Source organism: Arthrobacter sp. 35/47 (assembly GCF_000520475.1).
GTDB classification, from domain to species: Bacteria; Actinomycetota; Actinomycetes; order Actinomycetales; family Micrococcaceae; genus Arthrobacter_D; species Arthrobacter_D subterraneus.
Genome location: NZ_KI914603.1, coordinates 62996 through 76499, shown reverse-complemented (window position 1 = coordinate 76499; position 13504 = coordinate 62996). Strand labels below are relative to the sequence as shown.

Annotated in this window: 12 protein-coding genes; 7 read left to right on the top strand and 5 right to left on the bottom strand. The window is 65.3% G+C overall.

Translation table 11 applies throughout. From position 1 onward, the window contains the following. The first annotated feature begins 31 nt into the window (after positions 1-31). From xylA to X803_RS0110810, 3 genes are all read left to right on the top strand, one after another. Positions 32-1222, top strand: coding sequence for a xylose isomerase (xylA, locus tag X803_RS0110820; RefSeq protein WP_026545149.1), 1191 nt, complete (start codon positions 32-34; stop codon positions 1220-1222). A gap of 121 nt (positions 1223-1343) precedes the next feature. Further along, entirely contained in the window at positions 1344-2732 is a 1389-nt protein-coding gene (gene xylB, locus X803_RS0110815) for a xylulokinase (RefSeq protein WP_026545148.1), read from the top strand. 70 nt (positions 2733-2802) lie between these two features. Next, the gene (locus tag X803_RS0110810; protein WP_035778622.1) at positions 2803-3825 is read left to right on the top strand and encodes an LLM class flavin-dependent oxidoreductase; all 1023 of its coding nucleotides are present in this window, start codon (positions 2803-2805) and stop codon (positions 3823-3825) included. Between the two features lie 21 nt (positions 3826-3846). Here X803_RS0110810 and X803_RS0110805 read toward each other — a convergent pair whose 3' ends face one another. Next, positions 3847-4158, bottom strand: a complete 312-nt coding sequence (locus X803_RS0110805; protein WP_026545146.1) for a putative quinol monooxygenase — start codon at positions 4156-4158, stop codon at positions 3847-3849. Between the two features lie 58 nt (positions 4159-4216). On the opposite strand from X803_RS0110805, the gene X803_RS0110800 reads away from it, so the two are divergent. Genes X803_RS0110800 through X803_RS0110790 form a run of 3 tightly spaced genes read left to right on the top strand, consistent with a single transcriptional unit; the run spans position 4217 to position 6683 of the window. Beyond that, a complete protein-coding gene (locus tag X803_RS0110800; RefSeq protein WP_026545145.1) occupies positions 4217-4645 on the top strand; it encodes a VOC family protein in 429 nt (142 codons plus the stop codon). Between the two features lie 22 nt (positions 4646-4667). Then, positions 4668-5414, top strand: coding sequence for a DsbA family protein (locus X803_RS0110795; protein ID WP_026545144.1), 747 nt, complete (start codon positions 4668-4670; stop codon positions 5412-5414). A gap of 30 nt (positions 5415-5444) precedes the next feature. After that, complete coding sequence (locus X803_RS0110790) at positions 5445-6683, top strand: ROK family transcriptional regulator (RefSeq protein ID WP_051470672.1); 1239 nt, start codon at positions 5445-5447, stop codon at positions 6681-6683. A gap of 122 nt (positions 6684-6805) precedes the next feature. Here the strand turns inward: X803_RS0110790 and X803_RS19335 are convergent, their stop codons facing one another. The 4 genes from X803_RS19335 to X803_RS0110770 all read right to left on the bottom strand — a co-directional run bounded on the left by X803_RS19335 (position 6806) and on the right by X803_RS0110770 (position 12403). Then, the gene (locus X803_RS19335; protein ID WP_084033655.1) at positions 6806-9181 is read right to left on the bottom strand and encodes a glycoside hydrolase family 3 protein; all 2376 of its coding nucleotides are present in this window, start codon (positions 9179-9181) and stop codon (positions 6806-6808) included. Between the two features lie 249 nt (positions 9182-9430). Next, complete coding sequence (locus tag X803_RS0110780; RefSeq protein WP_156930050.1) at positions 9431-10741, bottom strand: TRAP transporter large permease; 1311 nt, start codon at positions 10739-10741, stop codon at positions 9431-9433. Between the two features lie 7 nt (positions 10742-10748). After that, on the bottom strand, positions 10749-11240 hold the full coding sequence (locus X803_RS0110775; protein WP_162149227.1) for a TRAP transporter small permease: 492 nt from the start codon (positions 11238-11240) through the stop codon (positions 10749-10751). Positions 11241-11392: 152 nt separating this feature from the next. Then, a complete protein-coding gene (locus X803_RS0110770; protein WP_035778620.1) occupies positions 11393-12403 on the bottom strand; it encodes a TRAP transporter substrate-binding protein in 1011 nt (336 codons plus the stop codon). Positions 12404-12549: 146 nt separating this feature from the next. Between X803_RS0110770 and X803_RS19330 the strand changes: the two genes are divergently transcribed. Beyond that, a partial coding sequence (locus X803_RS19330; protein WP_084033652.1) for a LacI family DNA-binding transcriptional regulator occupies positions 12550-13504 on the top strand: 955 nt, incomplete at its 3' end.

Genomic DNA, 13504 nt, shown 5'->3' with positions numbered 1-13504 from the left:
CTTATCCATCCAACTCAGTGCGGAGTACCCCATGTCACCTCAACCCACCCCTGCGGACCGTTTCACCTTTGGCCTCTGGACCGTCGGCTGGACGGGCACCGACCCTTTCGGCACCGACACCCGTGCGGCGCTCGATCCAGTTGAAGCAGTCAACCGGCTTGCCGAACTCGGTGCATACGGCATCACGTTCCACGACAACGACCTGGTGCCGTTCGGCTCGACCGACCAGCAGCGGGCGAGCATCCATTCCAGCTTCCGCGAAGCACTCGATCAGACCGGGCTCAAGGTCCCCATGGTCACCACCAACCTGTTCAGCCACCCGGTCTTCAAGGACGGCGGCTTCACCAGCAACGACCGCTCCATCCGGCGATTCGCGCTGCGGAAGGTCCTCACCAATATTGACCTCGCAGCCGAGCTCGGCGCGGAAACCTTCGTGATGTGGGGAGGCCGCGAGGGTGCCGAGTATGACGGTTCCAAAGACTTCGCCGCAGCCCTCGACCGCATGAAGGAGGGCGTGGACACCGTCGCCGGCTACATCAAGGAGAAGGGCTACGGGATCCGCCTGGCCCTTGAGCCCAAGCCCAACGAACCCCGTGGCGACATCTTCCTCCCGACGGTCGGACATGCCCTGGCGTTCATCGCCGAGCTGGAACACGGCGACATTGTTGGCGTGAACCCTGAAACCGGTCACGAGCAGATGGCTGGCCTCAACTTCAATCATGGAATCGCGCAGGCGCTGTGGGCGGGGAAGCTTTTCCACATCGACCTCAACGGCCAGAAGTCCATCAAGTATGACCAGGACCTCGTCTTCGGCCACGGTGACCTGACCAGCGCATTCTTCACGGTGGATCTCCTCGAGAACGGGTTCCCCAACGGCGGTCCCCGCTACGACGGTCCGCGGCACTTCGACTACAAGCCGTCCCGCACCGACGGCTACGACGGCGTGTGGGAGTCCGCGAAGGCCAACATGGCGATGTACCTCCTGCTCAAGGAGCGCGCGCTGGCTTTCCGCGCCGATCCGGAGGTACAGGAGGCGCTCAAGGTATCCGGCGTCGTCGAACTCGGTGAAACTACACTGTCTGCCGGCGAGACAACCGCGGAGCTCCTTGCCGACCGCACCGCGTTCGAGGACTTCGACGCCGACAAGGCCTCGGAGCGTTCCTTCGCATTCGTCCGGCTGAACCAGCTGGCCATGGAGCACCTCCTGGGCGCCCGCGCCTAGCAAGGCACTCCACCGACCACCCCCATAGCGGAGTTTTTGTCGCCTAACTGACGTTTTCAAGCGGTTTCAGCAGCAGTTGGGCGACAAAACTTCGACAGCAGCAGCAGCAAAGGAAGATGCCATGGCCCTGGTAGCCGGAGTGGACAGCTCAACGCAGTCCTGCAAGGTGGTGATCCGTGACGCGGACACCGGCGAGCTGGTGCGCCAGGGCTCTGCGCAGCATCCGCCCGGCACGGAAGTCCACCCCGATGCCTGGTGGACTGCTCTGCAGGAAGCCATTGCGGCGGCGGGTGGGCTCGACGACGTCGCTGCCGTGTCCGTTGCCGGGCAGCAGCATGGGATGGTGTGCCTGGACTCCGACGGCGGGGTGGTCCGCCCGGCCCTGCTCTGGAATGACACCCGTTCGGCCCCTGCCGCCGCGGCTCTCGTCGAGGAACGAGGCGCGCAGTGGTGGGCCGAGACCACCGGCACTGTGCCCGTGGCGTCCCTTACCGCGACAAAACTTCGCTGGCTCGCGGAAAACGAGCCGGAGAACGCCGCGCGGACGGCGGCGGTCTGCCTCCCCCATGACTGGCTCAGCTGGCGGCTCGCCGGCTACGGCCCCGGCTCGGGCGGAGACGGGCTGAAGGCGCTGGCCACAGACCGCTCGGATGTATCCGGCACCGGCTATTGGTCGCCGGCCAGGGGGTATCTGGCGGATGTTCTTGAAAGCACCCTCGGGCACGTGCCCATCCTTCCGGAGGTCCTCGGGCCGCTTGAGTTCCGAAAGACACCCGACGGACTGCTCATCGGAGCCGGCTGCGGTGACAACGCCGGAGCGGGACTGGGTGTCGGTGCGGCGGAGGGCGACGTCGTCGTGTCCGTCGGCACGTCAGGCACGGTCTTTGCGGTGGCCAAGAGGCCGACGTCGGATCCCACCGGCCTGGTGGCCGGCTTCGCCGACGCCACCGGAAATTACCTGCCGCTGGTGTGCACGCTCAACGCCACGCTGGTGCTCGACGCGACCGCCCGCCTGCTCGGCGTCAACCATGAAGACTTCGCGCGCCTCGCACTGCAGGCTCCCGCTGGAGCGGAGGGGCTGACACTGGTGCCGTATTTCTCCGGCGAGCGCACTCCCAACCTCCCTGATGCCACCGGCTCACTCCACGGCCTGACTCTGCACAACTACACGCCTGCCAATGTGGCGCGGGCGGCAGTCGAGGGTGTTGCCTGCTCCCTCGCGGATGGGCTCAAGGCGCTGACCGACGTCGGCGTTGTAGCGCGGCGCATCATCCTCGTGGGCGGTGGCGCCCGCTCCGAAGCGCTGCGCCGTACGGTGGGCACCGTCTTCGGACTGCCGGTATCCGTCCCGGAGCCCGGCGAGTACGTGGCCGACGGCGCCGCCCGACAGGCTGCGGGAGCGCTTACCGGCGCGCTGCCCGCCTGGCAGACAACCGGCATCGAGCTGGTCGACGTTGAGCCCACCCCCGAGGTACTGGGCAGGTACCGGGAGCGGGCGGCAACAGCCTAAGCCTCACCCCATCGGTTGAGGGAAGACCCACACGAGGAATGCACCGTCGTCGTCCTTGGTTGTGGCCGGTATGAAGCGCATCGGATTCCTGTCCTTCGGCCATTGGTCCCCGCTGCAGGGGTCACGCACGCGCACCGCGCGTGAATCGCTCATCCAGGGCATCGAACTCGCTGAGGCGGCCGAGGAGATCGGCATCGACGGCGCGTTTTTCCGCGTCCACCATTTCGCACGCCAGCAGGCGGCGCCGTTTCCGCTGCTGTCGGCGATCGCAGCGCGTACCTCGCGGATTGAGATCGGCACCGGTGTGGTGGACATGCGTTACGAGAACCCGCTCTACATGGCCGAGGAAGCAGCGGAGACGGACCTGATCAGCGGCGGCCGGCTGCAGCTCGGCATCAGCCGGGGCTCCCCCGAACCGGCGCTCAACGGTGCAGCGAACTTCGGCTACGTACCGGCCGACGGCGAAGAGCCCGCGGACATGGCCCGCCGGCACACGGAGGTATTCCGTTATGCCATCACCGGCGCCGGGATCGCCCAGGCGGACCCCCGGCAGGGCTCCGGACTGCTCCCCGTGCAGCCGCACTCCCCCGGGCTCAGCGAGCGAATCTGGTGGGGCGCCGGCACCCGGAAGACCGCCGTCTGGGCGGCCGAACAGGGAATGAACCTGATGAGCTCCACCCTGCTCACCGAAGACACCGGTGTACCGTTCGACCAACTGCAGGCCGAACAGATCCAGCTCTTCCGCGAGGAATGGGCCCACGCCGGCCACAACTTCGAACCCCGGGTTTCCGTCAGCCGAAGCGTCATTCCCATCGTCGATGACGAGGATCGCCGGTACTTCGCGCTCAGCGCCCTGCGGGAGACCCGCGACCAGGTCGGCGTGCTCGACGGCGCCATGTCCCGATTCGGGAAGAGCTACATCGGAGAGCCCGACCGGATCGCCGCGGAACTGGCCAACGACGACGCCGTCCGCGCCGCTGACACGCTCATGGTGACCGTGCCCAACCAGCTCGGGGTGGACTACAACGCCAAACTCCTCCGCAATATCGCCGAGCATGTTGCCCCTGCGATCGGGTGGGAACGGAAGGGATGAGACCCACCGGGGTTTGACCGGCTAGAGCTCGCCCTGAGCGGCCGTTCCCGCCGGAATTGCCGTCAGCCGGGTCACCTCGACCGGCTTCTTCAGCAGCCCCTCAAGGGAGGCGCCCAGGCGCTTCACGGCCTCGCCGGCGCCGTGCTCGTCCAGCGACTCCACCGTTTCCCACTTCTCGATCATGACGATGTCACCGTTCGGTGCCTCGTGAATGGCATAGAGCAGGCAGCCCGGCTCCTCATGCACCTCGGCGATGGCAGGGCGGAGCGCCTCGACCACCTGGTCGAAGGCGCCCTCATTGGGCGTAAAGATCGCGGTAACAACAATCGACATAGGACGCTCGCTTTCAGAGTCTGGATGAACGTTCCCCCGCCATACTAGGCTCCCCACCATGGACCAGCCGCTTCATTTCATCACTCTCGCCACCCGGGACCTCGACGCCGCCCGCCACTTCTACCAGGAGGGCCTCGGCTGGGCGCCGAAACTCGATGTGCCGGGCGAGATCCTGTTCTATCAGGTAGCGCCGGGGCTGCTTCTGGGCCTGTTCGACGCCGGCAAGTTCGCCGAGGATCTCGGCGGCACCACCGCCCCGCCAGTCTCCGGCGTGACCCTCTCGCACAACGTGGACAGTCCGGATGCCGTCCGGAGCACGGTCGGGGCTATGACCGGCGCGGGCGGCACCGTCCTGAAGGAACCTCAACAGAGCCGGTTCGGCGGGATTTTCCATGCCCATGTCGAGGACCCGAACGGCGTGATCTGGGAGATCGCCCACAACCCCGCCTGGCGCATCAACGACGACGGCGGCGTGGAACTCGGTTAGCTCCCGCCCCTATAGTGGCCGAATGGACGCTCCCACCGAGAAGAACGCCGACATCCACTTCTACTTCGACCCCATCTGCCCCTTCGCCTGGATGACCAGCAAATGGGTCCGCCTGGTGATGGAGGAACGCGACTACGCCGTCGAATGGCGCTTCATCTCGCTGCGCCTGCTCAACGCGTCAGTCGACTACGACTCACACTTCCCCGAAGGCTACGAGGCCGGCCACACCGCCGGCCTGCGCCTCCTGCGCGTCGCCGCGCGGACCCGGCGGGAACACGGTCCCGACGCCGTCGGCACGCTGTATGCGCGCCTCGGCGCCCACATCTTCGACACGGAACGGGACGAGGAGTCCCAGTCCGGCGCCACGGGCCACCACGGCACCCGCGAATTCCTGGAGCCCATCCTCACCGAAGCCGGTCTGCCGCCGTCGTTGGCGGATGCGCTCGACGACGGATCCCTCGACGCCATCATCCAGTCTGAAACCGACGAGGCGCTCGCGCAGACCGGCAAGGACGTCGGCACGCCGATCATCCACTTCGAGCCGCCGGAAGGCGTGGCCTTCTTCGGCCCGGTCATCAGCAGACTCCCCTCCCGCAGCGAAGCCGCCGAGCTGTGGGACCACGTGGTGGCGCTGGCCCGGTTCCCCGGCTTTGCCGAGTTGAAGCGCAGCCTCCGGGAGCGGCCCCAGCTGCGCAGTTTCGGAATCACCGACGCCGAGACCGGGATCGAGGAGGACTGGCACGGTGGAAGCCGCCGGCAGAAAAAGTAGGCCCGACGCCCCAGCGTGTTAACTGGGTAGGTGAACGTACCCGAATCCCGGCGCGCAGCCCCCGCGGCCGCATCGTCGACCAACATGCTGCGGCGTTCAAATGCGCGCCTCATCCTCGACAGGATCTGGCAGGTCCCCTCCGGCAGCACCCTCACGGCAAACGAGCTCATCAGCTCAACGTCGCTCACCCGGGCCACCGTTCTGGGGGTCTGCGACGACCTTCTCCGTGACGGATGGATTGTCGAGGAGCCGGCGCGGGCCGCAACCGGCAAGGGCAGGCCCGCCCGGCATTTCGCCCTCAATGACAACGCCGGCTATGTGATCGGCGTCGACGCGGGATACAGCGGTATCCGCAGCGTCACCGCGAACCTGCGCGGTGAAGTGAAGGGCCGCGGCGGTGCCGCGTTCACCGCCGATCTTCACGATCCTGATCCCGTCCCCCGGACCGCGGCGCTGCAGCGCGCCATTGATACAGCGCTCGACGACGGCGGCATCGATCCCGCGCAGGTGCTGACAGTGTGCTTCGGCATCCCCGCCCCGGTCAGCCGCCGCGGCACCATCCCCACCGGCAACCCGTTCTGGGAAAGGATGGCCGTTGACCAGGCCGCTGTGCTGGCCGGCCGTCCACACTGGGGGTCCTTCATCGAGAATGATGCCAACCTCGCAGCTCTCGCGGAGCGCTACAACGGCACCGTGGATCCGGACGGCAGCTTCCTGGTGCTCCTTGCCGGCGAACGGTTCGGCGCCGGAATCATCGAGGACGGACGCCTCCTGCACGGTTCGCTGGGCGGCGGCGGCGAAATGCACTACCTCGACCTGGTGGAAGGTGTAGGCAGTCCGGAAGCCATCGCGCCGCTCGCCCGTGCGTGGGCGTCCGAAGCCCTCGCAGCAGGCCGCCGGACCGTGCTGTCCAGGGGTATATCGAAGAAGACCAAGCCATCCGCCGAGGCCGTGTTCGCCGCAGCGGAGGCGGGTGACGCCGTCGCTCTCGAGATCGTGGAGCGCCTCGCCGAGCGGCTTTCCCGCGTCATCTCTACCCTCGCGTCCCTGCTCAACCCGGACACGGTGGTTATCGGCGGCGCCGTGGCGCCGTCCATCGCGCGCCTCGCGGAGCAGATCGAGCAAAAGGTGGCAGCGACGTCGCACTTTCCGCCCCGGGTGGTGGCGTCATCACTGGCGGGCGACATTGTGCTGACCGGCGCGGTGAACGCCGCGCTGGACAGGGTGCGGCACAACGCGCTGGAGATCGAGCTCCACCGGGCTCCCTGACGAAACAGGTCACTGACGAAGCAGCCCAGCGAGTCGGGGTACCCGGTGGGCTGTCGTTGGGACAGCCCACCGGGCGGCTCGACTCACTGGGCAGAGGTCCCGGGAGGGGACCCGAGGTGGAACTAGTACGTCAGGCCGAACCCGAAGGGGAACAGCTCGCCGTCCGTGGTCTCCTTGTAGCCGGGCAGGTCGCTGTACTGCTCGCGGATCGCCTCAGCAGTTCCGGCGAGCGCAAACGGCATACGGCCCTGCGGCGCCACCTTTCCGGAGAGAACATCCATCAGCGCGGTATCGGTCATGCCGAAGCCGGCAACAATCGCACCGGCGTCGAGCAGCCCGCTGGCCTCATCCATGACGAACGGCTGGCGGAAGTACACGTGCAGCACAACCTGCTCGGGGTCCTCGACCTCGGCCATGACCTGCTTGATCGTGTCCAGCGACGGGGTGATCTTCCAGGATTCGGATTCAGCTATCGAGGTAAAGTCCAGGATGCTCGACTCCCACGGCAGCGACCCGCCGAAACGCAGCCCGTTGTCGGTGCACTGCGCAGCACCCTGTGCCACGCACGCATCCGCAGCCCCGTACGGGCTCTGTCCGTCAAGGCCCTCGACCCCCTCGAGCGTCACCGGGTTGATGTGCTCGGGGTTCATGCCGGAGGTCGGTGAGTTGCTCACGTAGGAGGAGGTGTTGGTGTTGTTCACCGTCACCGAGATCAGTGCGTAGTCGCTGTCCGCAGCGCTGGGCCGCTCGGCCGGGTCCGCAACGTTGCCGTTGGTCACGTTGTAGCCGTAGCTTTCCACGGTCTTCTGCGTGAAGTCGCCCAGGATGTAGACGTCGGAGCCGTCCTTGAGCGGCAGGGTCTTGCCGCCGTCGTTCGTTTCCTTGTTCTGGAGCAGCACCGCGGACTTGCGCTGCAGGTCCAGCCCCACCTCACGGTGGGCAGCACTGCCGACGACGGCGCCGGCCGCCTCCGCGTCCACGTACGGGTTCTCGAAGAGGCCCATGCTGAACATCGGTTGCAGCAGGCGCGTTGCCGCGAGCGTCACCCGCTCCTCCGAGACCAGTCCGCTGTCCACGAGGTCGGTGATGGTCCTGACGTCGTGGAAGCCGGAGAGGGTGTCGGTTCCGCCGTTGATCGCGGCGGCCACGCGCTCGGGGACGGTCCTGTCCTCGAGGCCCCAGGCGCGGTCATTGATGATGCCGGTGTCGGAGTTGACGTACCCGGCGAAGCCGAGCTTGTCCCGCAGGAGGTCATTGACAATCTGCTTGGAGAAGGCCATGCCCGTCTGGTCGTAGGTGACGCCGTCGTGGGTGACGTTCACGGGCGCACCGTAGTACGGCATGATCGAGGAGACGCCGGCCTTGATAGCCGCCTCGAAGGGCTGCAGGTGGTAGCCGAAGCCCCCGCCCGGGTACACCTGGGTCTTGCCGAAGGAGTAGTGCGCGTCGAGGCCCAGCTCCTGCGGTCCGCCGCCCGGGAAGTGCTTCATGGTCAGCGCCACCGAGGTATCGGGGCTGAGGGAACTGCCGTCGTCGCCCACCGGTCCCTGCAGGGTCTGCACGAGCTGGGTCATGATGTTCGAGTTGAGGTCCGCGTCCTCCGTGAAGGTCTCATGGGCGCGGTACCAGCGGGGCTCGGTGGAGAGGTCCGCCATGTAGCCGTACATGCCGCGCAGGCCGATGGACTTCCACTCCTCACCCATCACGGTGGCGAAGTCGTCGACGACGGACATGTCGCCAATGGTGGGAGCCTCACCGGTATTCAGGGCCTCCTGGCCGAGTGCTGCGGCGGCGATGCCTGCTTCCTTCGGGAAGGCGGTGAAGGCACCGGCGGATTCGTTGATGCCGGCCCGCGCGTTGGGGTCAATGTGGTTGCGGGCGTTCGACTTGTACAGCATCGGGATGCCCAGGCGGGTGGCCTCGCCCAGTTCCTGGATGGTGTTCATGTAGTTCGCGGCTTCCTGCGGGGTCAGCGACGTGCTCGCTGCGAAGCCACCGCCGGGGGCGCCGCAGACGGCCTTGTCCTCGCTGGTGACCGTGTTGCGGAAGATGAACCGGTGCATCTGCTGGTTGTTGATGTAGTCCGTCGCCGCCGGGTCCAGCGTCCCGCGGGTCTGGGTGTCGACGTCGCATGCTGCGTTGAGGGTGTCGATGAGCATGAGGCCCGCCTTCTCCTCAATGGTCATCAGCGACACGAGGTTCGCGGTCCGCTCAGCCGCGGAAAGTCGCCAGTCCTCATACGGGTCGAGCGTGCCGTTGGCGTTGAGGTCCTTGAAGGTGCGGCCCTTGACCGTGATGGTGTCCTTGACTCGGGCGCCGAGCACCGGCGGCTTGCCATGGTTGCCTTCATCCTTGGTCACGGCGGCTGGGGTCCTCTCGGGCGCCTTCGCCTGAACGGGCAGCGTTCCGGCGGTCACCCCCAGCGTAAGGGTCAGCGGTAGTGCCACCGCCGCGGCGAGGCGCCTGCGCGCGGAAATGCGTCGGAAAATGCGGGTCATTTGGTCTGCTCTCCATCGAGTGAGGAAATGATGATCGGCGCCCCGGACACAGCCAGGGACGGGTGCGGGGCGCCTCTTCCACTCTCGTCGGGTGACCCGCGAAGACCCCACGGGTTGCCACAAGTTGCTCCGGTTGCAGCAGGTTGCCGGGCGCGGGACTGAAACGTCCACACGCAAAACGCCGGGATGGTGCAGGTCCGTCCAGACCTGCACCATCCCGGCGTACTTTATAGCTGCGGCGTCGCCACCTTACGGGTTCATCAACCCCATAGCGGTCGGTAACCACATCGACAGTTGGGGAACGAAGGCAACGATGAACAGCGCGGCGGTAAGCGCCCAGAAGAAGGGCATGATTCGTTTGATCATCGGCTCGAGACGGACGTTGGCTACCCGTGCCGCCACGAACAGATTATTGCCGACAGGTGGAGAAATGTTCCCCAGGCACATGTTGAACACCATCATCGCTCCGAAGTGGATGGGATCGATTCCGATCTGGGTAACGATGGGCAGGAATATCGGTGTGAAAATCAGAATCGCAGGCGTCGGATCCATGACGGTGCCCACCAGAAGCAGGATGATCATGATCATGATCAGGATGACCACGGGATTGTCGGCAAAACCCAGCATTGCATCAGCGACGAGTATAGGCACCCGGGCGAACGACATCACCCACGCAAGAATTCCTGATACCCCGATAAGCAGCATGACGATCGCGGTTGTCTTGGCGGCCTCAAGGGTGATTGAGGGAAGCGCACGTACCGGCAGTGTCTTCTGGACAAGGCCGAGAACCAGTGCGTAGAGCACCGCGACCACGGACGACTCTGTGGCGGTGAAGAAGCCGGTGAGGATTCCGCCGATGACGATCACGATCATCAGCAAGGCAGGGATGGCGCGCATGAGGACCGCGCCGAACTGGCGCAGGGTGGCACGCTGACTCCCGCGAAGTTCCGGGCGCTTTCGTGCATACAGAGCCACCATCACGATGCAGACCAGCGCCCACAACAGACCTGGACCGATACCGGCCATGAAGAGAGCCGCTACTGATGTACTCGACACGAGCGAGTACACGATGAACGTATTGCTCGGCGGAATCAGCATTCCCGCGGGGGAAGCTGCCGCGTTCACCGCCGCTGAGAATGCCGGGTCGTACCCGGCCTTCCGCATTGGAGGTGAAAGCACCGAGCCGACTGCCGCAGCAGATGCAACCGATGCGCCGGATACTGCCCCAAACATGGCATTGGACACGACAGTGGTCTGCGCCAGGGAAGCGGGCAGGCGTCCGGCCAGAACCTGTGCCAGATCAATGAGACGTTGCGCAATTCCTCCGGTGTTCATCAAGCCGCCGGCGAGGATGAAGAATGGAATCGCAAGCAGGGCGAAGGAGTTGCTCGCTGTGAAAAGGCGCTGGGCTGAGGTGAGAGCGCCTGAGTCCCAGCCAAGAAGGACGACGATTGCGAGGGCCGAGGGAAGGCCCATCGCAACGGCCACCGGAGCGCCGAGCGCGAGCCCGAGGATGAAGCCGCCTACGAGAACAATCGCGGCGAGAGTAGTGGGTTCCATGATGACCTCAGATGCCTTGATTGTTTGGGTCGATCTCGGGCACAGGCTTCTCGGTGCCGGCGAACATACCCACGATGTGACACAGCGCAAAGAAAGTGATCAGCGCGCCCGCTACCGGAAGCGTCAGATAGACCTGCCCTACGCTGAGAGGCATCGTTGAAATGTTCTGGGTCCAGGCGTTCCCTGCCACCGCCAACCCTCCATAAATCATCACGTATCCCGCGAAGAAGACGATCGAGACTTCTACGACGAGAGCGATGAGCTTCTGCACAGGTAGCGGGAATTTGTTCACCAACAGTTCGACGGCGATGTGCCCGCGCTCCGAAAACACCAACGCGGCGCCGAGCAGGGCCAGGACCACGAAAACGTAGCGCGCTGATTCCTCTGTCCACGAGGCAGGCACACCAAGTACCTGCCGGGAAAAAACCTGCCATGTGACGACGACCACCAGCGCGGCGAAGATCATGATGCAGGATACGGCAAGAATGCGGTCGATCAAGCGACGGGTTGTCTCGAGCGCTGCAACCACGGGCCCCCCGGAGGGGCGAGACCTACTCACCCTTCCTGCCGCCGGGTCCTCTGCGCCGGCCGGGGTCATCGACCGACGGCCGCCTGTTTCCTCCGGCTGATCACTGCTTTGACTCTCCATGGCTACTCGGCCGCGGCGCGCGCGGCGTCGTAGATTGCCTGCTCAACCTCGGTGTCCACATATTCCTCGACCAGCGGCTCAAGGACGGAACTGAACGCTTCCTCATCAACGTCGTTGAACTCGGTGCCGCTCGCTTCGAGATCGGCGTGTGCCTTCTCCGTTTCCTCAAGCCACAGCGTGGTGTGTTCCTCGACGGCAGCAACCCACTGCTCCTCAAAGACAGCGCGGTCTTCCTCGGTCATAGCTTCATAGGCAGCGGTATTGATTACAACGTAATCCAGGCCCACGAGGTGGTTCGTGTTCGAGAAGTACTTCGCAACCTCGTTGTGCTTCTGGGTGAGGTAGGAGATCTCGTTGTTTTCAGCACCGTCGATCACGCCGGACTGCAGCGCCGTGTAAACCTCGCCGAAGGCCATCGGTGTCGGGGCACCCTTCATCAGCTCGATCATTTTCATCTGAACATCGGATTCCTGGACACGGATCTTCATCCCGGCCAGATCTTCCGGGGTGTTGACTGGTCCCTGGGTGTTGTAGATGCTGCGGGTGCCCTGGGTGAAACCGCCGAGGACGGTGAGGTTCTGGTCCTCAAGGGAAGCGTACAACTCCCCGACGATCGCGTCATCGCCGATGACGCCCATCTGGTGCTCAACACTGTCAAAGACGCCGGGGAGGTTGAAGACCTGGAAGTCGGGGTTCAGGTTTTCCAGCTGCGTTCCGGACACAACGGCCATGTCAACGGTGCCGTCGCTCACCAGCTGGATGGCTTCCTGCTGCGCACCGAGGGTCTCATTGGCGTAGACGTCCACGCCCACCCGGCCCTCGGTGCTCTCCTCGACGTTCTTGCCCAGGTTGTCCAGCGCAATGTAGGAGGGGTGCGTTTCGGTCTGGTTCAGGGCGAGACGCAGCGTCTGCGAGTCCCCGCCTGCGGATCCTGCACTGCCGCCGCAGGCTGACAGCGCGAGCATCATTGCCGCTGCTGATCCCAGTACTGCGAAGCTTTTCTTGGAGTTCATTTCTACCCGTTTTCCTGCCGCCCACTAAGCGGACATCGTTGGTGGCGCTGTTTGGTGCTTCCTCCATGGAGCCAAGAAACTCGTTAAAGGTTCAAACAGTTGCCAATAGTTGCCTTGACGGGTTTAGGGTGAAGGCGGAGGTCATCATGGCTGATTCGCGAGGCTTACCCTCAATTTACGACGTCGCCCGCGTCGCCGGAGTCTCGGCGTCGACCGTTTCCCGCGCCTTTGCCCGGCCGGGCCGGGTCAGCCATCACACGGCTCAGAAAATCTTCGCGGCAGCCGTCGAGGTGGGCTACCGGTCCACCCATGTTGCGGGCATCCAGCACCCGGGCGGGCAGCGCACCTCAATGATCGCCCTGGTCATCGCAGACATCCGCAACCCGGTGTACGCGGAGATGGTGCGTGGTGCGGAAGCGGCGGCCTCGGAGGCGGGGTACACCATGCTTCTCGCCCACACCCAGGAGTCCGAACACCGGGAACGCCAGGCGCTGGAACGGGCGCTGCCATCGGTCGACGGGATTGTGCTCTCCAGTTCCCGAATGTCCGATTCCGCGATCCGGATGATGGCCAAGCAGAAGCCGCTGATCGTCATGAACCGGGCCGTCAAGGATGTGGCCAGCGTGGTGACCGACAACCCGCGCGGCATCCGCCGGGCGGCCGAGCACCTCGGCGAACTGGGACACCGCGGCATCACCTACTTGGCCGGACCGGAAGCGTCCTGGGCGGACGGCATGAGGTGGCGCTCCCTGCGCGAGGCCGCCATGGAACTGGAGCTCTCGGTCCGCCGGACCGGATCCTATCTGCCCACCATCCGCGGCGGTGAGGAGGTCGCCGCCGAGTGGCTGCGCCACCGCACGCCGGGCGTCATCGCCTACAACGACCAGATGGCCATCGGTTTCATCCGGTCCCTCCAGCAGCGCGGCCTCAGCGTGCCCGGCGATGTCAGTGTGGTGGGGCATGACAACAGCTACGGCGCCGCCCTTGTCACGCCGGCGCTGACCACCATCGAGGCACCGTTGTACTCGCTCGGTGCAACGGCGGTGAACAACCTGCTCGCCTTCGCGGCGGGGGCACGCTCCCGCTCCAACCAGCCGGTGG